The following is a 24939-nucleotide window of genomic DNA, read 5'->3' on the forward strand; positions in this document are numbered from 1 at the left end:
GCGATCGCCCAAATTATCATATAGTAAAAAATCTAAACTATATAGGAAATTTGTATTTTGTTATTTCTTTTTAGAAAGAATATATTTTTTTACTAAACAGTAAGTTTTTTGCAAATAGGTATTTATTAAGTATTTATAGATAATTAGATGAATCAAGCGTTTATTTCTTACTCCCGCAAAGATAAAGAGTTTGTTAAAAGGCTTTATGAAGCGCTCAAAGAACACAACCGAGAAGTCTGGGTGGACTGGGAGGGAATTCCGTTTACGGCAGATTGGCGCAAAGAAATTTACCAAGGAATTGAAGCTGCTGATAATTTTATCTTTGTTATTAGTCTGAATTCAGTTGTTTCTGAAGTCTGCGTTGAAGAGATTGAACACGCTCACAAGCACAATAAACGTTTAGTGCCAATCGTGTGGCAGTATGCTGAGGGTGTTCATCCCGAATTAGCAAAAATTAATTATATCTTCTTTGAAGAAACTAATGATTTCAATATAGCTTTGCAATCATTACTCGATACGCTTGATACAGATTTAGCTCATGTTAAAGAGCATACCCGCTTACTCGTAGTGGCGTTGGAGTGGGAACAGAAAAAACGCAACAGTAGTTACTTGCTGCAAGGTAGTCAACTAGAAGAAGCAGAACAATGGTTCACTAAAGGAGCAGGAAAAAAGCCCTTAATTACACCACTCCAACAAGAATACATTGGCGAAAGTCGCAAAGCCCAAAGGGCACGTCACAGAAGAAGATTAATTGCTTTGAATTCAGGGTTTGTGATTTCAACAGGATTGGCTATTTTTGCAGCAATTGGCTGGAAAGAAGCTGACCGCCAGCGGATAGCAGCAGCAAAATCGGAACTTCAAGCTCTAATTTCAGCGTCAGACGGACGTTTTACGGCAAACAGAGATACCTTTGATGCCTTAATAGAAGCTTTAAAAGCTGGGAAAAAACTCAAAGAACTAGAAAAAGCCAAAGTTACGATTCCAAATGAGGAACGAGCAAAAGTGATGACTGTGTTGGGACAGGCGATTTATTGGGTAAGAGAACGCTCACGCCTCCAGGGACACAGCAATCTGATCCAAAGCGTTACTTTTAGTCCTGATGGAGAAATTCTTGCCACCGCTAGTGCAGACACAACAGTGAAACTCTGGAACAAACACGGTCATTTGCTCAAAACTTTACAAGGGCATCAGGGCGAAGTTATGAGTTTAAGTTTTAGTCCCGACAATCAAATACTCGCTTCTGCGAGTTTAGACGGAACGGTGAAACTTTGGAATCAAAACAGCAAGAAACCTAAAACCTTTAAGGAACTCGATAGGGGAATTCGGGCTGTCAGTTTTAGCCCTGACGGTAAAACTCTGGCTTCTGGTGGTGACGACAAGATGGTGCGACTTTGGAAAAAAGATGGTCAACAATTCAAAACTCTCAACGGGCATCCAGGTTCAGTTTTTAGCGTGAGTTTTAGCCCCGACGGTCAAGCATTAGCCTCTGCTAGTATCAACGGCAACGTGAAACTCTGGAACAAAGAGGGTAAGGAACTAAATACCCTAAAAGAGGGTGAAAATACAGTCACTAGCGTGAGTTTCAGCCCGGATAGTCGTACCCTTGCCTCTGCAAGTAGAAACGAAACTGTGAAACTCTGGAATTTAGAGGGCAAACAGGTTAAGAGCTTAAAATATAGCGCTCCCATCTATGGTGTAAGTTTCAATCCTGTTAATCAAACACTGGCTACAGCAAATGGGGATAGCACTGTGACACTCTGGAACAGAAACGGTGAGAAACTTACTACCTTCAAGGGACATAGTGGCCAAGTCAATAGCGTGAGTTTTAGCCCGGACGGTCGTACTATTGCCTCTGCTAGTGATGACAAGACAGTAAAATTATGGCAAATTAACAATAATTGGCTAACTGTTCTTAACGGACATAAAAATGATGTCAATCATGTAAGTTTCTCACCTGATGGTCAGGCGATCGCTACCGCCAGTTCTGATGGAACTGTGAAACTCTGGAATCGGCAAGGTAAGGAAATCAAATTCATCAAGGCAAATAAATCTACAATCTGGGATGTACGTTTCAGCCCTAATGGTCAAACGCTTGCTACTACCAGTTATGACGGAAAGGTAAGACTATGGAATCGTCAAATAAAGGAGCCTATCACCCTCATACATGGGGGCGGTCGCATATATAGTGTGAATTTTAGCCCTGATGGAGAGACGATTGCTACAGCAGGTGATAACAACACAGTGAAACTCTGGGACAAACAGGGTCATAAGCTGCAAACCCTTGACCATACCTTACCTATTTATAGCGTGAGTTTCAGTCCAGACGGCAAGATGATTGCCACAGCCAGTGAGGATAAAACAGTGAAACTCTGGAAAAAACAGGGTCAGTGGCTTGTGTTTAACACTCTGAAGCAGGATACTCCTATCTCCAGCGTCAGTTTCAGCCCAGACAGCAAAATGATTGCTATTGGTCGTGATGACGGCATAGCAAAACTCCAACCGCTAGACGGTGGTGAGATTGTTAGCCTGAATGGTCATAGCGCTGCGATCGAGCAAGCAATTTTCAGTCCTGACGGTCAAATCGTTGCTACCGCTAGTGATGACAAGACAGTGAAACTTTGGCATAAAGACGGTAGATTGATTATAACTCTGATTGGGCATAGCGCTGAAGTCAATGGTATCAGTTTTAGCCCTGACGGCAAGACTCTTGTCTCTGGGAGTAAAGATGACACAGCGATTTTGTGGAATGTAGAAAATCTAACTCTAGATACTCTAACAGTACAGGGGTGCGATTGGCTGCACGATTATTTAATTAATAATACTAAGGCAAAAAGTGATGCTTACGGTGCTACCGATGCAGAAAACCATCTTTGTGATGATGGTATAACTCGGAAATACTCTTAATTAAGCATATATTATAAATAATCGCTTAATAGATTATCTGTGCTAGTTTTTACAGTTTATGATGGCTTATAGTTAACTTACCTGTTTAGCTGTGTAAACTATAAGTCAATCTCACTTGTGGGAAAACAGTAATATGTTCTACTTTAATTTTACTGAAATATCAATTTTGTGCATAAAAATTACCGTAGGACTAGATAAATATAACAAGATAAATATCTAAGGAAGTTATGGTAGATAAAAAAGGAATAGGCTGGGTACCAGATTACCCTGATGTTAGAGATTACGATGTAACTAAAATTGATAATAAATTAAAGCCCAAATTTGAAGAGATACAAATAACTAATGATTCTCAAGGATTAGTAACTCAAAATGTTATAAATCAGGTTTTAAACTTATTACAAAGCCTGAATGATATCAAAATGTCGGAGAACCCAAATAACGAAGGTGCTTCTCTAAGTAAAAATACAGATAAGCCATTTTTACCCGAAAATTTAGCCCAAGAAATTGATGAAATTAAGAAAACAATCGGTGGAAATTTTCAGTTGGTAAAAGGAATATCTGTACAAGAAAAAACCTTTTTAGCTTTTGGATGTATAAGTTATCAAGTATACGAATTTCAACAAAAATTATTAGATTTTAATAACTATTTAAATATAGCAGATTTTAATGATTTAAAAAACTCTCTTCAAGAATTACAAGAAGTCTTTAAAATAAAACATGGAGATAATACTTGCTACATTGAATGTGGATATTTTGGAGTAAATACTAGAAAAGCTATCAAAAAATTTAAGGAAAAACTTAGATTACCAAATGATAGTATTGTTGATACAGCTACACTTGAAAGATTAAACCAAATTTTAGAAATATTACAAAGTTTAAAAAATCAAGAAAAAAAATTAGACTTTCAGGAAATATTAAACTCTGCTTTTCAAGAATCTAATCAACAACCTCAAAAGCCTAAACTAAAGGATAATCCCCTGCCTACACTGAGGATGGGAATTGAAGGTGAAAATGTCAGATATTTACAGGAGCTTTTGAGTCATATAGAAGAATTTAATTTTAAGCCAACAGAGTGTTTCGGTTCATCAACAAAGCAAGCAGTTATAAATTTTCAGATTAAATATAAACTTATAGTAGATGGTATTGTTGGTCCACAAACCTGGCGAATATTACATGAATTAATTAGGCTAAAAAATCAGGAGTGGAAACGCTCAGTTATTACTCATTCTTCACCAATACCGATTCAACTTTATGAAATAATTTTAAAGATTTTTAAAATTGATGAATTTATTCAACTTAAAGAATTAAGTGAATATAGTGCGGTAAACTTATTTAGCAAAAAAGAGTTTTATTTAGACGCAGATACTGATACTATCAACCATCACCAGTACTTAAAACAAACAATTGATTTAATAGTCCAAGTAGTTGCTCAAATCCTTTCTCCAATAGTTCAACATAAAAATCTTGAAAAGGCTGTAATAGATGTGTTGCAGCAACTTGACAAATGGTTTGAAAAATATTACAAAATTTATTTGATAGGTAACCAAAAAATCAAACTCGATCCAATATTATCTGAGACTTCTGAAAATATAGAAACAATTATTAAATATATTTTTTCGCAACTTCAAAAGCAGACTTCACCTGATAATCTTACTAAAATATCTCGTAAAAGAGAACAAGAAAACGAATTTTTTAAAGAGTGGGATTCAAATCCAGTATCTTCACATCTGGCTATTTCAACCATTTTAAATTTAAAACTAGCAATTAGAAATATTCCTCAAATAATTACTGACGAATACAACAAAAAATTATCAGATATCTTTGTAAAAAACTCTTTAGCAAAAATAGATGAAATATTTAAATCTATCAAATATCTAGAAAACCAAGATTTATTGAGACACTTAAACACTCCTTTACAAAGCAACAAAGAAGATGATAGACTAAGTAAAAATGAAGTAAACAGCCAAAGAATTAAACAAGAACTTCTGAGAACAGTTATTAAAATTTCACCAGAAAACTTATCCCAAGAGTTGGAAAAACAACCTAACTTTAAAAGCGATGTACAACTTCCAATAGAATGGGATTTGCATAAAAGCATACAAAATAAGAGCAAATATACAACATATGTATTAATGCCTGAATTTGTAGATTTAAGCTTCTGGTGTTCGCCTATTGAAAACCAAGGCTCATTAGACTCATGTACAGCACAGACTGGCATTGCTTTAATGGAGTATTTTGAGAAAAGAAGTTTTGATAGGTATATCGATGCTTCTGCACTCTTCCTTTATAAAGTGACACGCAATTTAATGCATCGCCAAGGTGATGTAGGAGCTTCTCTTCGGGAAACAATGAAGGCCATGGCATTATTTGGCGTACCCCCAGAAGAGTATTGGCCTTACGAAGAAGACAAGTTTGACCAAGAACCTACTCCCTTTTGCTACTCTTTCGCTCAAAGTTATCAAGCCCTGAAATACTTTCGCTTAAATCCTGTGGGGACTCAATATGATATATTGCTATTTCGGGTTAAAACGGCTTTAGTCGCAGGTCTTCCCTGTGCGTTTGGGTTTAGTGTTTATCATTCCATCGACGACGACTCAAATCCAACAGGTCATATTCCATATCCAGTTGGAACAGATAAACTCAAAGGAGGCCACGCTGTTGTTGCAGTTGGCTACGATGACCATAAGGTTATAAAGAATGCTGATGGTAAAGTATCACTAGGAGCGTTACTAATTAGAAACTCTTGGGGAGTAAATTGGGGCGAAGGCGGTTATGGTTGGCTTCCTTATGACTATATATTGGAAGGGCTGACGGCTGATTGGTGGTCACTACTAAAATCTGAGTGGTTTGAGACAGGAAAATTCGGGTTAGGAACGAATGGCTGGACGCCTGATTTGGGACTTGAGAAACGTACCACACCTATAGAAAGCCATTCATCCGATAGTAGTGATAAGAATTAACTTTAATGAAAAGAGTAGGGATAAATCCTCGTTGCGAAGTAATTAAACTAAATTAACTACTGAGATGGATATGCTAGTACAGATTTAATTGATTAATCAACTCTAACTCCTTACTCCTGAATCGAAAAAATGGTTCCAGCAAGACGAGTTTATTTTTTATTAGTATTGGGAATTGCGATCGCCTTTATCCTATCCCTTTTTCTGACAATTTTTGCAACCATCGCCATCACTTTGCTATTTGATGTCGTAGTTTTGACATTAATGGTTGTGGATGGTTTACGGGTGCGGCGTTATCGCGTCCAAATTATCCGCGAATTACCGTCGCGATTATCCATAGGGCGGGATAATCCAGTTGTGTTAAAAGTGACATCAAAAAATTCAAACGCTCAAATTAAAATCCGCGACTATTATCCAACAGGTTTTAGTGTATCTGTACCTGCACTAGACGCCACTATTCCTAGTAACAGCACCCAGGAATTAACGTATACTGTGAACCCGACACAACGGGGAGAATTTCCTTGGGGAAATATTCAAGTAAGACAATTGGGACTTTGGGGATTAGCTTGGAATGATTGGCAGATTTTGCAAAGTTTGCCAGTGAAAGTTTATCCTGATTTAGTAGGATTGCGATCGCTAACAATTCGCTTAACATTGCAATCATCGGGAGCAATGCGCCAAGCTAGGCAAACGGGTATCGGTACAGAGTTTGCTGAACTGCGGAATTATCGCACTGGTGACGATTTGCGGTTTATTGATTGGAAAGCTACTGCCCGTCGGGTTGGTGCTTATGGTAACTCGCCACCACTGGTGAGGGTTTTGGAACCAGAACAAGAGCAAACTTTGCTGATTTTACTTGATCGCGGCAGGTTGATGACCGCAAAAGTCCAAGGTTTGCAACGATTTGATTGGGGTTTGAATGCAACTTTATCCTTAGCTTTAGCGGGTTTACATCGAGGCGATCGCGTTGGTGTTGGTGTCTTTGACCGCCAAATGCATACGTGGATTCCTCCAGAACGCGGTCAACTTCATTTGAATCAGTTAATTGATAAGTTGACTCCGATTCAACCTGTGTTATTTGAATCTGATTATTTGGGTGCAGTAACAAATGTTGTGCAACGACAAACTCGCAGGGCGCTGGTGGTAGTGATTACAGATTTAGTTGATGTTACTGCTTCTATGGAACTGCTGGCTGCACTTTCCAAACTAGCACCCCGTTATCTGCCATTTTGCGTAACTCTGCGAGATCCACAAGTCGATAGTCTAGCAAATACTTTTAGTGAAAATGTTACGGGTGCTTATGTGCGTGCAGTGGCATTAGATTTATTGGCACAGCGACAGGTGGCATTTGCTCAGTTGAAACAAAAAGGTGTATTAGTGTTGGATGCACCAGCGAATCAAATTGCGGATGAGTTGGTTGAACGATATCTGCAATTGAAGGCGCGAAATCAACTTTAAAATGGTAATGGTTTTAAACGCAGAGGAACACAAAGTAAGCGCAAAGGTACGCAGAGTATTTTTAATCCGAGTGTTTCTGAAGGTACAGCAGATGGTTTGTATTTTTATGGGACTGCATCAGAATTAAAGCCAAATAACACAGAAAAGATTCCGAAGGTAATTATAAATAGTGTAAAAAGATAATATAATCGCACAGATGATGATTCTTTAAATGATTCACCCGGGAAAATATATCAGTGTCAACCTCAAGAAGCTTGGGTGACTGGAGAAGGATTGCCGATTGGTAATTAATTAGTAGATACGAAAATTCAGATATTATTAGAATAGCTACGGCAGTATGTCAACAGTTGAAACAATATCTTTTGATTTTGCTATATCATGCCTCAAAGATAACTTGGTGAGTTGGGATGGAGAAATTAATTAAAACAGTACTATTTTGGCTGTGTACAACTATCATAATTTTGAGTTTGATGGGGTGCGATCGCTTTATTGGTAATTCTGGAGATGTAGTTGAGCGAGTGAGTGATGGTGATACTATAGTACTAAAAGATAGTAATGGAAAAAATTTTACTGTGCGCTTTGCTTGTGTAGATGCGCCAGAAATAGCTCATTCTAATAAGGAAAAACAGAGTAAAGTTAGTAGCGATCGCAATCAATTTAGTTGGGGTAGAAAAGCTCAAGAACGGGTGCAACAACTCGTGCAGCAAGGAGGTGATCGCGTGACTTTAAATATTACTGATAGTGACCGCTATGGACGTAAAATTGCAGAAATTCGCTTAAAAAATGGCACTTTTATCCAACAGGTATTGTTGCAAGAAGGCTTAGCAAAAGTGTATCGTCCCTATTTAAATAAGTGTCCTAGTAGAGGCATAATTCAACAAGCCGAAGCTAAAGCCAAAGAACAACGGGTTGGCGTTTGGAGCGATCGTAAATTTATCAATCCTTGGGAATATCGTAGTTTATATAAGAAATGAGTCAAAATAATTCGTAATTCGTAATGACGCTCGTTCCGACGCTCCTCCGTCGCTAACGCTTCGCTATCGCTACCGCTTCGAAGACAGTAATTCGTAATTATTACTAATTATTCGGTCATTAGTTTTTCTTCCCATCTCCCCTTATCCCCAGAGGGGGCTCCACCTTCCCCATCTCCCCAGTCCCCATTAAGGCTGATAGCGTAGGCTAAAATAAAATCCATCATCCTGAGCGTTATTACCACGATCGCTCAAGTCGATAAATGGAAATCCATAATCGAGTCGTAAATTCAGATTATCAATTCCAAAGGCTTGATTCCATAATAATCCTAAGCCTGCACCAATCAGAAAAGTTTGATTGGGTAGCGGATTGGGATTATTTGACTTATTCCAGACCGCTCCCATATCAACAAATGGTGCAAGTTGAATTGTGGATAATCCAGATTCATTACGTTGCACTGTGATTCTGTCTTCAAGCGCCACCCGAAATCCATTATCTCCTGAGCGGATATTTTGGCGATATCCTCTGACTGATTGTCCCCCGCCAATGACGAATTGCTCGGAAGGTAAGAGGCTATCTGGTGTTAGCTGTAAGTCTCCTTGGACGAGCAATAATTGATTGTTGCTGAGTCGCTGTACGCGCTGTACTTGCAATAGCCAACTGAAAAAGCGACCATCGGGTATGGGGTCATTGTTGATTGTGGCATCTAAGATGTCAATGCCAAAATTAAATTGCGATCGCAAGAACCAAGCACCTTGGGGTTCGCGTCTGGTATAATCTTGAGCAAACTTAATGACGCTGGTACGGCTAATTCCATTGGCATCGGGGCCGACACCAAAGGGAGTTGCAAGGTTATCGAAGAGAAAAGTTTGACCGTCTTGATAGGTAAATCCTAACGATAAGGCAAATTCTTCTCTGGGCGATCGCATTAATGGTTGGCGATAATTGATTTCATAAAGATCCTGGTTTGCCCGAATGTCAAACGCATCGAAAGGTGCTTCAGTAATCTGATTACGATTAAATGCAGCTCTAATCTGCACTTTGCCATCCATAGCATTCACCGGAACCTGATAGCTAAAATCGAAGATATCAGAACCACCGCTGAACGAGTGGAAATAAGAGCCTGCAAATTCATCTCCCATACCAGTTAAATTGCGATCGCGCAGTTCAATACCAAATCTTTCTGCACCAATCGCAGGAGGCGAATAATTATCTACACCCAAGCTACCAGTTAAAGGATTTGCCTCTTCGACTCTAACAACCAGAACACTTTCACCAACTCTACCCGTGGGACGCAGACGTGCTTCTACATTCGTCAACAGGGGATCGAGTCGCAATAGTTTCAGTTGGTCTTCCAGCTTACCAATATTCAGAGGTATACCAGCACCCAATTTGACGCGACTGCGAATATAAGATGGCTTTAATCGCCGCGTCCCTTCAATATCTATCTCTGATAAACGTCCTTCAATTACCCGAATTACCACAACACCATCGGCGGTGCTAGCTTGCTGAGTGTCTGGAATCGCTCTGGAATTTAAATAACCTTTATTGAGGTAAAGTTGGGTAACGGCGTCTGCTGCTTGTCTGATTTCTTCTAAAGTCAAGTCTCGTTCTTCAAACGGCTTGAGAACTGGATTCCAGTCCTTTTCAGTAAAAACTGTGCTATCTACAACCTGGATTTTGCGGACTCGAATGCGTTGTGGTGTTTCTAGTTGTAGTGGAGATGATTGGGGGTTTGGTGCTGGTTGATTAGGCTCAGTTATCGGGGAAGGTTCTGGAGTTTGTACTATTTGTAACTCTGGTGAACTACTATTTGCAGCCGAGTTTGGTGTAAAGTTATTAGCTATAGCTCTGGGTGCATTGACAGTTACAATCCAGACCGCAGGCAGAATTAACAAGCCACACTTGAAACCGAAACTGTGCTGATTCCATTTACGATTTGCCAGACTTTGCCAAGTGTCTAACTGACCACAGAGATAGACAATTTTTGGTTGAGTCATTGCTTTAGGTTTAACACTAGTTTCTGTTCCTTTTTTCATTGATCCTCGGTGGGGTGGCTGAACAGTTATCAATTATCTGTTCACTGATAACTATTGACTGTATTTTGGGTGGATGAATATCTGAATATCATATTTTTGATATTCAAATTTAAGAAAATTTGTAACTAAAAAATAATAAACAGCAATGATTACTTAAGTGAAAGCCCTGAGGATTATATTCTAGTAACAGGTAGAAAACTGGGATTACTTCGATGTCACCACTGATTTCCATTGTCATCGCTAATTACAACCGGGAGGCTTACCTTCAAGAAGCGATCGCCAGTGTCTTAGCGCAGACATGGCAAGATTTTGAGCTACTAATTTGGGATGATGGCTCTTGTGATGGTTCGGTGGCGATCGCCAAAGCATTTGCTCAGCAAGATAGGCGAGTGCGGGTAATCCCAGCAGCTCATCAAGGAGTTGCTGCGGCTTGTAAGGCAGCAATTAAACAAACTACTGGTAGTTATATCGGGATAGTTGACAATGATGATATCCTCGCCCCTACTGCCCTAGCCGAAACCGCTACAATACTTAATCGCTACCCAGAAACGGGATTTGTTTATACTGACTACTTAAATATCGATGCAGACGGCAAAGTTCTCGATTACGGTCATCGCTGTGATATTCCCTACTCAAAAGAAGGACTGTTGCTCAACTTCATGACTTTTCACTTCCGGCTGATGCGTCGTTGTGTTTACGACCGAGCAGGAGGTATCGATGCGTCCTTTAATGATACTTGCTATGATTACGATTTGTGTTTAAGACTTTCCGAAATCGCCCAAGTGCGGCGAGTTAAACAGCCACTCTACTTCTACCGAATTCATTCCCAAAACATCTCTATTACTAGAAGAACAGAACAAATACTTTGGTCACAGAAGGCGATCGCCCAAGCACTTTGGCGACGTGGATTAGCAGATAAGTTACAAATCGATGTTGAATTGTCCACAGGTCGCTTCATCTTGCGGCACAAAAAATTTTTACTAGCCAGTATCGCCGCTTCAGTATTAGTTATTGCCCCACTGCTGAGTGCTATCAGTCCCAAATTAGCCCAAGCACAGCAAATTGTTCCTGCGGCTGATGGTACAAACACAATTGTAACTCCCAACGGCAACCGACTTGATATCACTGGCGGCACTACTTCTAGGGATGGCGCTAACCTCTTCCACAGCTTTCAACAGTTTGGAATTTCACCAGAACAAATCGCCAACTTTAAAGCCAGTCCGGCGTTGCAAAATATCTTGGGTCGAATCACAGGCGGTAATCCTTCGATCATCAATGGCTTAATTCAGGTAACTGGTGGTAATCCTAATTTGTTCTTGATGAATCCAGCCGGATTTATTTTCGGAGCAAACGCCAGCTTAAATGTACCTGGTGCTTTCACGGTGACAACAGCTAATGGAATAGGTTTTGGCTGCAGTTGGTTTAACGCCATCGGTGTGAATGACTACATTAATTTAGTGGGAAACCCCAATGGATTTGCCTTTAGTACTAGCCAACCAGGAGCGATCATCAATGCAGGGAACTTGGCAGTCGGTACTGGGCAGAACTTGAATTTATTGGGTGGTACGGTGGTAAATACTGGGCAACTTTCAGCACCAGGAGGCCAGATTACCGTCACATCCGTACCAGGTCAAAATTGGGTGCGTCTGAGTCAGCCAGGAAATCTACTGAGTCTGGAAATTCAGCCTCTCGCTTCTAATAGCAATCAACCCAATAACTGGACAATTCCCATTGCATCTTTACCAGAATTACTCACCGTTGGTAACACGGGGTTAACTGCCAATGCTGATGGAACTGTGCAACTCACAGGCTCTAATGTCAAAATTCCCCCAACTCCAGGTACAAGCATTGTTTCTGGCAAAGTTGATGCATCTAGTCAAACAGGCGGAACAATAAGTGTTTTGGGTAAGCGAGTCGGGGTGATTGATGCTAATATTAACACCTCTGGAACCAATGGTGGCGGTACTGTACTAATTGGCGGTGATTACCAGGGTAAGGGGACTTTACCGAATGCAGAGCAGACTTATGTTAACTCCAACTCCGTAATTAATGCCGATAGTAATTTGCATGGTAACGGCGGACGTGCGATCGTTTGGGGGAACGACACAACCCAGTTTTTTGGTAAGATTTCGGCTCGTGGAGGAGCAAATTCCGGAAATGGTGGTTTTGTAGAAGTATCAGGCAAAAATTTCTTGACCTTCAACGGTGTGGTAGACACTTTTGCGCCTAAGGGGAACTTTGGCACATTATTACTAGACCCCAGTACATTAACTATTATCGATGGTGCAGCCGGGACAGGTGATTTTGATGCTACGGCTGGCAATATTGCTTTTGGCAATGCAGATATTGGAGCGAATACTGTTTCTTGGGGTGCGATCGCAGCTTCGGGTGCAAATATCAACTTACAAGCCACAGGCAATATTACCATCAATGACATCATCGGAGCTACACCTGGAGTAACTACTGCTGACGGTATTGCGACATTAAACTTGGGTACTGGTGGTAGCTTCAACCTCTCYTCACAGAACGGTTCTGTAAACTTTGTTGACCCTACCAACACAATTAAAACTAACGGAGGAGCAATAAACATTTCCGCAGGTAGCCTATTACTAGGAAATCTAGATACAACTACTAATTTTTCTGGCAATAGCGGTAATGTCACCTTATCTGCAATTGGTGACATAACTGCGGGCAACATTATCGCCAGTGGTCAAGGCTACTCCGCAGCTAATATTACAGTCCAAAGTACTAGTGGTGGGATTACTTTAAATAACCTCGATACTACTAATAATTTAGGGTTTAATATTAATAATCCGGCTGGAACAGTGAGTTTAACTGCCGCAGGCAATATCCTCACAGGTACGATTAATTCTTCTTCTAATAATGCTACTACCTCAGGTACGGGTGGCAGTGTAGTAGCAACAAGTACAAACGGCAGTATCACCATAGAGGCAATTAACTCGTCTGTAATCAAGGATGGAGGTGGCGATTTTAGTGGCACCGCTGGGGCAGTTACCTTAACTGCCAGAGATAATATCACTGTTAATGATGCCATTAATGCCTCAGCTAGTGCCTTCCAAGTCGATGGGACTGCAAATACTACAGGTGGCAACGTTACTTTACAAACTACTAATACTGCTGGTAGCAATATTCGTTTTACCACCATCGACACTCAGTCCATAGCATCAGATTTTGGTTTTGATAATCAAAATACTACTCAAGGTGGCAATGTGCAAGTGGTAACCAACGGACTGATTCAAGGATCGGGGACGGGTATTACCATCGCAACTGGTGGATATGTTCCTGGTGAAACAGGCTTTGTCGCTCAACCTAATGCGGGAGGTACTGTCAGAATTCAACACGATGGTGGGCCAAATAATGTGCCATTTACCGTAGGTGATGCGAGTGTCAATGGCACAGCAGGGTCAATTAATACAGGCGACAATTCCATCAATCCTTCAAATAGCTTTCCAGTCTTGCCTAATGGCGGAGATGCTAGCGGTACTCCAACTGGTATCACCATTACTTCCGTCAACACCCCACCGACATTGACAACAAACACGCTCCTCTCATCCAATGCTCAAATCAATCAAACCTTAAGTTTCACATTTTCTGCCACTACTAGCGATGTCAATTTAGATAACACCACCGTTGTCATTGATGCTATCCAAGGGGGAACTTTGAGACGAGGCGATACGGTTTTAGCTGCGGGTGACACATTAACTATAGGTGAGACACTAAATTACACACCACCAACTGATAGCACAGGGCTAATCAATGCATTCACAGTTAAAGCTAGCGATGTTGTTTCATCCTCAACACCTGTACAGGTAGCAATCAACGTTAGGCCGCCAAACAACAGGACAGATCCTGCCCCTTGCACATTCCAGTGCAATCCACCAAATAAACCGATTAACCCTGGCTCGAATAATCCTAATATTAATGACCCCGTTCTGAATACCGATGCTACTCCGGAAGATAAATTTACAGATGATTTTGGCGACTATTTAGGCATACGCAATCCTAAAATAAAAACATTGGATGATGCCAAAGAAATTGCTCGCAAAATTGAGGAGGCTACTGGTGTAAAACCTGCATTTATGTATGTTAGTTTTGTCCCAGTGGAGATTATACCAGAGAGAACTAAACAGCTAAATACTTTATCAGAACAAAATAGTGACCAATTAGAAATAGTACTAGTTACTGGAAAAGGTGATCCCATTCGCAAGCGCATAAAAGAAACTACCAGAGCTAAAGTTTTACAAGTGGCTCAAGAATTTCGCGACCAAATTGTTAGTCCACAAAACCGTCGCCGCACTGGTTATTTGCGTTCATCTCAACAACTTTATCGCTGGCTGATTGCGCCAGTCGAGGCAGATTTACAAGCCAGAGGAATTAACAATTTAGTCTTTCTACCAGACATTGGTTTACGTTCAACTCCAATGGCAGCGCTTCACGATGGTAAACAATTTTTGGTGGAAAAATACAGTATTGGCTTGATGCCCAGTCTCAGCTTGACTAACACCGTCTATACAGACATTAGAAAATCTCAAATTTTAGCGCTAGGGGTGTCTCAAAGTACTCAAGGGCAAGATCCTTTACCAGCAGTTCCCGTTGAAATATCAACACTGGTGTCCAAACTCTGGCAAGGTAAATTATTGTTGGACAAGCAAGCCACCTTAGACAATCTCAAAAATGTCCGTCGTCAACAACCTTTCGGCATTATTCACATGGCAACCCATGCCGATTTTGCGACTGGCGGCTTGAGCAATTCTTATATTCAATTGTGGGAGGACAAGTTACGCTTGAATCAGTTACGGCAGTTGCGGTTAAATGAACCCCAAGTAGAGATGATGGTGTTGAGTGCTTGTAGAACAGCCTTAGGGGATGAAGAGTCAGAACTTGGGTTTGCGGGTTTAGCAGTGCTGGCAGGTGTGAAAACTAGTGTTGCCAGTCTTTGGTCGGTTAACGATTCTGGGACAGCAGCATTGATGACCAAATTTTATGAGAATTTAAGAACAGCACCGATTAAGGCAGAAGCTCTGAGACAGGCTCAAGTAGCTATGGCTAAAGGACAAATTTACGTCAAGGATGGTCAAGTCCAAGGTTTGGGAGCAGTCGGAAATTTGCCTTTGCCTGCTGACAGTATTGATGAACCTGACCAATCACTTATGCATCCTTATTATTGGGCTGGATTTACGATGGTTGGCAATCCTTGGTGAAGCAAGAAAATTAAACCTTTTGGCAATAAAGCAACAAACCTTGAGAGGATGTTTGAAAAATCTATTATGCAGCTATCTTCTGTATTTGCAGAGAATTCTGCTTGAGTATATCGGTGATTGTGTCGGCAGGAGCAGGGATACCAAAGTAGAATCCCTGACCTTCTTGACACCCACGCTTTTGTAAATAGTCAAGCTGTTGTTGAGTTTCTACTCCTTCTGCTGTAATTTTCAACTCAAGGCTTTTAGCTAATGCAATGATGGCATTGGTGACGGCGGCGCTATCAGAATTTGATGTCACATCTTGCACAAATGAGCGGTCAATTTTGAGCATGTTCACAGGAAAGCGCTTCAGATAGTTGAGAGAAGAATAACCAGTGCCGAAATCATCCAAAGCTAGCCATACTCCTAGTTCTCTTAATTGTTTTAGGATTTTAACCGAATGCTGAATATTAGCCATTAAGGAGCTTTCAGTGACTTCCAGTTCTAGGTAAGATGGTTGCAATCGTGTCTCTTGTAAGATTTGTTTGACAACTTCAACTAAATTTAGTTGCTCAAATTGTCGAGCCGAAAGGTTAACTGACATGCGAATTGGCGGCAGTCCAGCAAGTTGCCAGTCCCGATTTTGGGCGCAGGCGGTTCGCAACACCCATTCACCGATAGGTATGATTAAACCGTTACATTCGGCAATAGGGATAAACTTTGTTGGAGAAACTAAACCTCTGGTAGGATGCTGCCAGCGCAATAGTGCTTCCATTGCTGTGACTTCTCTGGTGTGCAAATCAATCAGCGGTTGGTAATAAACTACTAGTTCGCCGCGCTCCAGTGCGCCACGTAATTCATTTTCCAATGCTAATCGCTCTTGCAACTGAGCGTTAATTTCTGGTGAATAAAACTGGTATTGACTAGACCCTTGCTGTTTTGCTTGATACAGTGCTATGTGAGCCTTCTGCAATAGTTGCTCGACACTATTACGATCGCCTAAGTCACTAATTCTAATACCTATGCTGGCTGTGATGTGAATCTGCTGACCATCTATAAAGAAGGGTTTAGCTAACGTACTTTGTAGGATTTTTGTTAAACTGACTACATCCTCAAAGGATAAGATATTTATGTGAGCGATCGCAAACTCATCTTGACTCAAACGTGCGAGGATATCTGTTTTTGCTATACAGCTTGTCAAACGTTGGGCAACTGCTCTTAATAGGTTATTTGATGTTTCATGGTTTAACCCATGACTGATGGCAGTGAAATTATCAATCGCTAGCGAGAGAATAGCAATCAATTGCTGGGTATTTTGAGATTGTGACACGTTTTGGTAAAGGCGATCGCCAAATAAATCTCGATTCGGTAACCCAGTCAAATTATCATAATTGCTAATCTGGTTAATCAACTCATCTAATTTGTGCAGAGTTTGTGAAGTATCTGCCATCAATGTGCCTGCTTCATCGCCAAATTCTGTGGGCAGTTGTGGTAATTCTTTATTTTGCAAATAGTCTCGCAATGCCACAGATGTCATAATTACCGGAGCAAGTAAATAGTGTAATGCACAAAGAGTAGCTGCTGTCCCTACTAGGGTTGCCAAAAGAGCATTCAGCAGCACTTGAATTGTGATTTCCCAAGAATAGGAGTTGGAAATCAGGAAATTGAAGATTAAAGTCAAAAGTGGTATGTGAGTTCCCAAAAAAGCCACTACCATAATTTTGGTAGTATAACTTTTTTTGAGTAATGGAAGTTCAGCCAGAGAAGAGTATAGAAAAAGTTTCTGATTGAGCTGCATAAATGTTAGTTCAGAATTGAGAGTCAGCAAATGGTTTACTACTAAATTTTTGGTAATTTAACGAGAAAACGGCAATTTTTGTATAGTTATTGCAAGTTACTCACACTTAAAATTACAATCGGAAACTCAGTTGGTGTGCTTGGATGTCAGATTGCTCTACTTTAGCTCTTGGTATCTTCTTTTCACAATAGTTATCAATTTATTAAAATAGTTTTTCCGTCTTCATCGAAAAACTAATTAATTATCCAACTCGTTATAATTACTTAGGTAATTTCAGCAAATAAATTATCTCGTTTGATGTTGATAACCGATGACTAACAATTAACTCTTCCCCTCTTCCCCAGTTACCAATGACCTATTATCAATTACCAACAACACCAACCATATCGTAAATAATTAGCCGAACTTGATGTTACTTCTGAATTGCTGAACTGGTGAATTCACTAATTTTGCTGTAATTTCAAATCAGCGATGCAATGATGTTAATAGTCATGGCTAAAATTGTGGTGTTGAAAAAGAAAGATAATATGCCATGCAGTAGGGTCAAACGTCTCATATCACTTGATGTCGTCTGCACATCTGAAACTTGGCTAGTCATGCCAATCACAAAAGAATAATATAAAAAGTCCCAGTAGTCTGGAGATTCGGTATTGGGAAAATCTAAACCTTTGCTAATTTCTTGATGATTAGAACTAATATCTTGGTAATAAATATGTGCGTATTGTTGTGCAAACATAGTATGCACCAATAACCAGGAATCGAGAATCGTCATAATTGAAAGTATGACGTGTATAATAAGGAAAGTTGTTGAGTGCCCTTTTTTATCAGTTAGCAGAAACACAATGGCTAACACACTAGCACAAGCTGCGGCGATCGCGAACAAGAATATCACTAAACGTCCTTCGTATTCTCTCTCGGCATAACGGCGGGTTTTTTCTGGTGTAGCCTCGAGCATCTTCCACCAGGTTAAGGCTAAGAAAAAGTCAGCACCACAGTTCCAAGCACAAAGAATGCGCGTCGCTAAGTGCAGCCAATGTGGAAGTATTACTGAAACGAATGCAGCGACTCCAACAGCAATCATCAGTCGGGGTCGGTGGTCAATGCGTTTGGAAAATTCAAAATTCAAAATTTAAATCAATTAAATGTAAATATACTGCCAATATACCTTTGTTAGACTGAGTGTAAAACTTTGCGTCATCCTTTCTTAATGGTAAATGGTAGACTAACTCAACATCGGTGATGCGATCGCTTTATGATGCGGTAAGTATCGTCTAAGCGAAGACAGATTATGACGCCAACAATTTCAATTAACGATTCTGGGCGCTTGCAACTCTCACCTTTAGAAATCCCATCTCGTTTACTGTTGGGGCCAGGCCCCTCTAATGCTCATCCCACAGTTCTCCAAGCGATGAATACTTCACCAGTTGGGCATCTTGACCCCGCTTTTCTCGCACTGATGGATGAAATCCAGTCGTTACTACGCTACGTATGGCAAACAGAAAACCCCCTTACCATTGCAGTTAGTGGTACGGGAACAGCCGCAATGGAAGCAACCATCGCCAATAGCGTGGAACCTGGTGATGTAGTTTTGATTGGTGTAGCAGGTTACTTTGGTAATCGCCTTGTGGATATGGCTGGACGTTATGGTGCTGATGTACGAACGATTACCAAGCCTTGGGGACAAGTTTTCAACTTGGAAGAATTACAAACTGCTCTCCAAACTCACCGTCCAGCTATTCTAGCTCTGGTTCATGCCGAAACTTCCACAGGCGCACGCCAACCTTTAGAAGGAGTTGCTGATTTGTGTCGTGAATTTGGCACTTTGCTACTAGTAGATACCGTAACCAGTCTTGGTGGTGTTCCTATCTTATTGGATGCTTGGGGAGTTGACCTCGCTTATAGTTGTAGCCAAAAAGGCTTGGGTTGCCCGCCTGGTGCTTCGCCTTTTACCATGAGTCCGCGTGCAGCCGAGAAATTACAACAGCGGCGCACGAAAGTTGCCAATTGGTATTTAGATATGTCTTTGTTGAGTAAATACTGGGGCAGCGAACGCGTTTATCACCACACAGCACCAATTAATTTATACTATGCATTGCGGGAAGCACTGCGTTTAGTTGCTGAAGAGGGATTAGCAAACTGCTGGCAGCGTCATCAAAAGAACGTAGAATATCTCTGGCAAGGGTTGGAAGACATAGGATTGAGTATGCACGTTGAGCGGGAATATCGACTACCAACCCTTACCACTGTTCGCATTCCCGCAGGAGTTGATGGTAAAGCGATCGCTCGGCAGTTACTCAATGAACATAATATTGAAATTGGCGGTGGTCTTGGCGAATTAGCTGGTCAAGTCTGGCGCGTGGGACTGATGGGCTTTAATAGTCGTAAGGAAAGTGTTGACCAACTTATAGCAGCACTAGAGCAAGTTTTACCTAAGTAGTTTCGAGGTGATTAGGTGCGTTAACAGTCGCGTAACGCACCTGAATATTAAAGGTGATCGCGCTAAAATTTATCTATGTTATGGATATCAGATATTTAGGTAAATGGTATTACTGCGAGAAAAAACCAACAACCACCAGAGGCAAAAGTATTAAGACAGATATAATCAAAACAAGCGTTGCTGGCTCAATTTTTATTTGGTTATTGTGTGGATCGCGCATTTGGGATTCTCTTAATCAATTAATTATGTTGGCTCATCTGTAAAAATTTTTACTACTTTTTTCAAGGTCTATTTGATTAATAAATGTAAATATTTTAGCTAGTTGAGTATCTGAAATTTACATCTTTTTTATTTTCAAAACTCTTAATTCTTAAATTCATTGCCCCATTAGTTTATTTTTTCCAAGGGAGTTTAGTACCCATTTCTGTAAATGCTGAAAAAATCAAATAGAGAATAAGTAACCCTACTCCAGTAAAGAAAGCTAATAAATCGTTATCCATAACTAAATTTAAGTTGATTCGTTGCTTCGTAAATATTCAATTGCGGCCTCTAATTTTGAAGGATAACTTTCAGCAAATCTTTCAAACCAAAGTCCTTCGGTCAAAAATGGATCTATTTTAGCTAACCATTCTTTTGCCTCTACTTTTAAAGCCTCCATTTGTCTGGCTTTTAGTTGTTCTTGTCGAGTTCGTTCCTGTTCTAGTTCTTGCTGTCTTTTTAATTCCTCAGTAGCATCTTTTTCTGTGAAATCAGCCTTAACTTCTGCTAAAAGATTATCTATTGAAGATGCTGATTTTGACGATGGTCGAATCAACGATTTGGCTGTAGTTAATTTTGGAAGCTGCTGTCTAGGTTGCACTTGTTCGTATTCAGTTTTCAGTTCGGCTAACAGCTTATCAATAGAATCCATTTGTACAATTCCTATAAAACGGACAGCTATATTCTCTTTACAATTTTTGAACCACAAAAAAATAATTTTGAAAGAAAGTTTTAATTTAACTATTATTTTAGATAGTTAAAAACTCTCTATTACCTAATTCTTTTTTACTTAATTTTACTAGTCATTAATTGCATTTAGTAGCACTTCTGATAAACTCATATCTTCCATATCTTCCATAGTAACTGTATCACAGATATCAAACTTAGCACCAGCTCCTTGGAGTTCATCATCTAACACTTTGAGAAAACGGGTAGCTTGCTGATCTGTACCTACTTGAATAAAAGAAATGGCTAATTCTTCATCTCGCTCCATGCGGCGAGAAGCTTCAATAATTACCCTCATAACTGCTTTGCGATCGTCTGGTTCACCATCAGTAACCACTAAAATTGTTTCACCATTGGGCTTAGTTTGAGCGGCTCCTTTGCGTTGAAAATAATCATCAGTTGCATGTTTTAATACGCCTGCTAAGTCAGTTGTACCAGAGGGATCGTTTTCCCGAAAAATTTGTGCTACCTTGCTGGCTGTCACATTTTCGTAGCGCTTAAATTTACCAGAAAATACATAAATAGTAATCCCATCTGGGTCAAACTGCTCGCATTTACTAGCTAAAGCTAAAGTAGATTCCTGTGCTGCTAGCCATCTGCTTCTACCACCCTTTTGATCTGGGGTAGCCATGCTGCCACTTTTGTCAATAATTAAGGTGTAATCCCGATTTTCTAACATTTATATATTCCTCAAATATTTCGTCATAAATTCTAATTCTTGAATCAGTTTTTGACCAGATTCAATATCCTCCAAGATGTTCATATCTTCCTTTAGGAGATAAAACTGATAAAATTATCTTTTTTCAGTCGATTATGGCGTTAGTTAATACATCTACAAGGCTCATTTCTTCAAGGTCATCTAAAGTAACTGTATCGCAAATATCAAATTTTGCGCCAACACTTTGTAATTGGTCATCTAAAGCTTTTAGAAATTTAGTTGCTTGGGCATCTGAACCTACTTGAATAATTGAAATTCCTAATTCTTCATCACGCTCCATCTGACGAGTAGCATGAATAATAACTTCAAACACAGCTTTGCGATCGTCTGGTTCACCATCAGTAATGATTAAAATTGTTTCTCCATTTGGCTTGCTTTTACCAGCGGCTTTACGTTGAAAGAAATTATTTATTGCATCTTGGAGTACGCCTGCTAAGTTGGTTGTACCGGCAGGATCGTTTTCGAGATATATCTGTGCGACTTTAGCTGAGGTTACATCATCGTAGCGTTTGAATCTACCGGAAAACACGTAAACAGTAATCCCATCTGGGTCAAACTGTTCTGCCTTTCTTGCCAAAGCGAGTGTAGATTCTTGGGCTATTTCCCATCTAGTTCTACCACCCACCTGGTCGGGTGTGGACATACTACCGCTTTTGTCAATGATTAGTGTATAGTCGCGATCGCTCATCATATTTATTCCTGTGATTGCCCTGTGGTTCTAGTCTAACTCCGTTTTTTTACTAGTAACCAAGGGTTTTAAGCTTTTGTATCAATTATCTCATTTAGCAAAACTGCGTTACAGCTGATTAATAGAGATGAATGCCATTGCCTGGTGTCTTTGTTGGCGAAATTTCCCCAGTAAATGATTATTTGATAATTATTAAATAAGTATTAAATTTTAATAAAAAGTATTAGTAAATTATCTCAGTATAAGTGGTGACACATCTGAAAATACCAAAACTTAAAGATTAGCTTATTTGTTGCAACTGTATTGAGTCTGGGAATAATAAATACTACTTATGCTGACACATAGTTAGCTAAGCAGCTTTTGTTTAGCTTGGTTTTAGACATAAACTCGGGTATGAACCATCCCAGATTCCTAAATAATCGCGCACAAAAACAAAACATTCATCAGCCTCACTTCTCTTTAGCGTTTCTGCATCTGATGATTAATAGCATACTTGACCCAATTTTCGTCAAAGACCGTCAACATCACTGGGTACTAATCAACGATAGCTTCTGTGATTTCGTCGGTCACAGCCGAGAAGAATTAATTGGCAAGTCAGATTATGATTTTTTTCCTCGAACGGAAGCTGATATTATTTGGGAAAAAGATGAACTAATTTTTACTACAAAGATTTTTGATGAAAATCAGCATATTTGTACTGATGCTGAGGGTAGAACTCATCTCATTTATATAAAAAAGTCTTGCTTTGAAGATGAAACTAGTAATAAATTTCTGGTAGGTAGTATTCGAGACCTTATTTTGCAAAATAAAGCTAATGAAGCAGGCAACGTTAGTAATATTACTGATACAACAAAACTAACACAAACTTGTGAGATACTTTGGGAAACCGTCGAAGAACTGCGCCAACAAAACAAAGAACTAACAATCGCTTATCAAACAGCAGAATCAGAACGTCGGCGTTACCAAGATGTGGCGGATAGTTACTTAGTCAAGGATAGCCAACAGCAAGCCAAATTAGGTGAACGTCAACAAATAGAGCAAGATTTACACCGTATTAATGCTGTGCTGCAAGCCCAGCAAGAAGCTTCGATTGACGCAATTTTAATTATTGATGAAAATCGTCAAGTTGCATCATATAATCAGAAATTTTGTCAATTATGGCAAATTCCGCCACAAATTATCCAAACAGGCGACGATCACCAACTGCTGGGATGGGTACTAGACCAATTAATCAATCCAGAGGAATTTCTGTCTAAAGTGGAGTTTCTTTATCAACATCCAGAAGAAAGTATCCGTGATGAAATTTTACTCAAATGTGGAAAAACTTTTGACCGCTATTGTGCGCCTGTATGTAGATATGAAGCCGTAGAAGACTATTACACTAGGATTTTGTATTTTCGCGACATTACCGAATATAAGCAAGCAGAAACAGAACTGAAAGCTTCACAGCAAAGACTGGCCTTGCTGATTGAACAAACACCTTTAGCCATTATTGAATGGAATACCAACTTTGAAATTCAAACATGGAATCGGGCAGCAGAAAAAATCTTTGGATACAGCCCAGAGGAAATGCTAGGAAATCCTTTTGAGATTATAATTCCGGAAAATGTAAGAAAACACGTAAATAAGATTGCTACTGCTTTGTTAACACAAAAAGGAGGCAGTTTTAGTGTTAACGAGAACGTCACTAAAGATGGTAAGACAATGGTCTGTGAGTGGTATAACAACCCCTTAGTAGATGCTGATGGTCAGGTGATTGGCGTTGCTTCGATGGTGTTGGATATCACAGAAAGCAGACGAGCAAAACAAGCCTTACTAGAGTCAGAAGAACAACTACGACAACAAGCTGAAGAACTTCAACAAGCACTTGAGGAACTTCAACGCACCCAAATTCAGTTGATTCAAAGTGAAAAGATGTCGAGCTTGGGTCAATTAGTTGCAGGAGTGGCACACGAAATTAATAACCCAGTGAATTTTATCTACGGTAACCTCAACCCTGCCAATGAATACACCCAAGATTTACTTTCACTTTTGGAACTCTACGAAAAATACTATCCTCAACCCGTGCAAGAAATTCAGAATTTTGTAGAAGCGATCGAACTCGACTTTTTGAAGTTAGATTTGCCACAAACACTCAACTCCATGAACATTGGTGCAAACAGGATTCGCGAGATTGTGCTTTCTCTGCGAACTTTTTCCCGCTTAGATGAAGCTGAAATGAAAGCAGTTGACATCCATGAGGGGATCGATAGTACTTTGATGATTTTGCAAAACCGCTTCAAGGCTAACGACCACCGCCCAATAATTGAAGTAATCAAAGAATATGGCAAACTACCTTTAGTTGAATGTTACGCTGGGCAGCTAAACCAAGTATTTATCAACATTTTGACAAATGCGATCGATGCTTTAGAACAGCGAGTAGAGAATGGGGAGATTATAAAAAACCTTCCCACACCCCCAATGCCCTGTTTACCTACTCTATGCCCAACTCTGAAGATTCAGATTCGTACCGAATTATTGGAGCAAAATCAGGTAACAATTGTAATTGCCGACAACGGATTGGGAATACAAAAAGATGTACAAAAACAAATATTTGATCCGTTTTTTACTACTAAGCCCATCGGCAAAGGTACGGGAATGGGACTTGCTATCAGCTACCAAATTGTTACAGAAAGACATAGTGGTTCCTTACAATGTATTTCGCAACCAGGACAAGGAACTGAGTTCATAATTAAAATTCCCTTAAACCAGGGTATGTCAAGATAATTCGTACTCAATCGGCT

At 39.9% G+C, this 24939-nt stretch carries 13 protein-coding genes; 7 read left to right on the forward strand and 6 right to left on the reverse strand.

The window, feature by feature from the left end:
- Positions 1 to 147 precede the first annotated feature (147 nt).
- The 4 genes from FCR06_RS08925 (at position 148) to FCR06_RS08940 (ending at position 8293) form a co-directional block, all read left to right on the forward strand.
- Complete coding sequence (locus FCR06_RS08925) at positions 148 to 2904, forward strand: TIR domain-containing protein (RefSeq protein ID WP_138498708.1); 2757 nt, start codon at positions 148 to 150, stop codon at positions 2902 to 2904.
- Positions 2905 to 3131: 227 nt separating this feature from the next.
- Positions 3132 to 5864 carry a peptidoglycan-binding protein gene (locus FCR06_RS08930; RefSeq protein ID WP_138498710.1) on the forward strand — a complete coding sequence of 911 codons (2733 nt, stop codon included), beginning with the start codon at positions 3132 to 3134 and terminating at the stop codon, positions 5862 to 5864.
- 129 nt (positions 5865 to 5993) lie between these two features.
- On the forward strand, positions 5994 to 7319 hold the full coding sequence (locus FCR06_RS08935) for a DUF58 domain-containing protein (RefSeq protein WP_138498712.1): 1326 nt from the start codon (positions 5994 to 5996) through the stop codon (positions 7317 to 7319).
- 407 nt (positions 7320 to 7726) lie between these two features.
- A complete protein-coding gene (locus FCR06_RS08940) occupies positions 7727 to 8293 on the forward strand; it encodes a thermonuclease family protein (protein WP_138498714.1) in 567 nt (188 codons plus the stop codon).
- A gap of 186 nt (positions 8294 to 8479) precedes the next feature.
- Here the strand turns inward: FCR06_RS08940 and FCR06_RS08945 are convergent, their stop codons facing one another.
- Positions 8480 to 10330 (reverse strand): ShlB/FhaC/HecB family hemolysin secretion/activation protein, encoded by a 1851-nt coding sequence (locus FCR06_RS08945; protein WP_138498716.1) that lies wholly within the window; start codon positions 10328 to 10330, stop codon positions 8480 to 8482.
- 212 nt (positions 10331 to 10542) lie between these two features.
- On the opposite strand from FCR06_RS08945, the gene FCR06_RS08950 reads away from it, so the two are divergent.
- The gene (locus tag FCR06_RS08950) at positions 10543 to 15552 is read left to right on the forward strand and encodes a CHAT domain-containing protein (protein WP_138498718.1); all 5010 of its coding nucleotides are present in this window, start codon (positions 10543 to 10545) and stop codon (positions 15550 to 15552) included.
- A gap of 64 nt (positions 15553 to 15616) precedes the next feature.
- Here FCR06_RS08950 and FCR06_RS08955 read toward each other — a convergent pair whose 3' ends face one another.
- Positions 15617 to 17329: a putative bifunctional diguanylate cyclase/phosphodiesterase gene (locus tag FCR06_RS08955; protein WP_138498720.1), complete on the reverse strand. Its 1713-nt coding sequence runs from the start codon at positions 17327 to 17329 to the stop codon at positions 15617 to 15619.
- Between the two features lie 460 nt (positions 17330 to 17789).
- A complete protein-coding gene (locus FCR06_RS08960; RefSeq protein ID WP_223280082.1) occupies positions 17790 to 18455 on the reverse strand; it encodes a DUF1345 domain-containing protein in 666 nt (221 codons plus the stop codon).
- A gap of 162 nt (positions 18456 to 18617) precedes the next feature.
- Here FCR06_RS08960 and FCR06_RS08965 point away from each other — a divergent pair, with 162 nt between their 5' ends.
- Positions 18618 to 19766, forward strand: coding sequence for an alanine--glyoxylate aminotransferase family protein (locus FCR06_RS08965; RefSeq protein WP_138498722.1), 1149 nt, complete (start codon positions 18618 to 18620; stop codon positions 19764 to 19766).
- 508 nt (positions 19767 to 20274) lie between these two features.
- Here the strand turns inward: FCR06_RS08965 and FCR06_RS08970 are convergent.
- The 3 genes from FCR06_RS08970 to FCR06_RS08980 all read right to left on the reverse strand — a co-directional run bounded on the left by FCR06_RS08970 (position 20275) and on the right by FCR06_RS08980 (position 22159).
- Positions 20275 to 20676, reverse strand: coding sequence for a salt stress protein, Slr1339 family (locus FCR06_RS08970; RefSeq protein WP_138498724.1), 402 nt, complete (start codon positions 20674 to 20676; stop codon positions 20275 to 20277).
- Between the two features lie 147 nt (positions 20677 to 20823).
- Complete coding sequence (locus tag FCR06_RS08975; RefSeq protein WP_138498725.1) at positions 20824 to 21429, reverse strand: vWA domain-containing protein; 606 nt, start codon at positions 21427 to 21429, stop codon at positions 20824 to 20826.
- A gap of 124 nt (positions 21430 to 21553) precedes the next feature.
- On the reverse strand, positions 21554 to 22159 hold the full coding sequence (locus FCR06_RS08980; protein ID WP_138498727.1) for a vWA domain-containing protein: 606 nt from the start codon (positions 22157 to 22159) through the stop codon (positions 21554 to 21556).
- Positions 22160 to 22549: 390 nt separating this feature from the next.
- Between FCR06_RS08980 and FCR06_RS08985 the strand changes: the two genes are divergently transcribed.
- Complete coding sequence (locus FCR06_RS08985; RefSeq protein ID WP_138498729.1) at positions 22550 to 24922, forward strand: PAS domain S-box protein; 2373 nt, start codon at positions 22550 to 22552, stop codon at positions 24920 to 24922.
- Positions 24923 to 24939 lie beyond the last annotated feature (17 nt).

The sequence above is a fragment of the Nostoc sp. PA-18-2419 genome (genome assembly GCF_005869855.1).
GTDB lineage: Bacteria > Cyanobacteriota > Cyanobacteriia > Cyanobacteriales > Nostocaceae > Nostoc.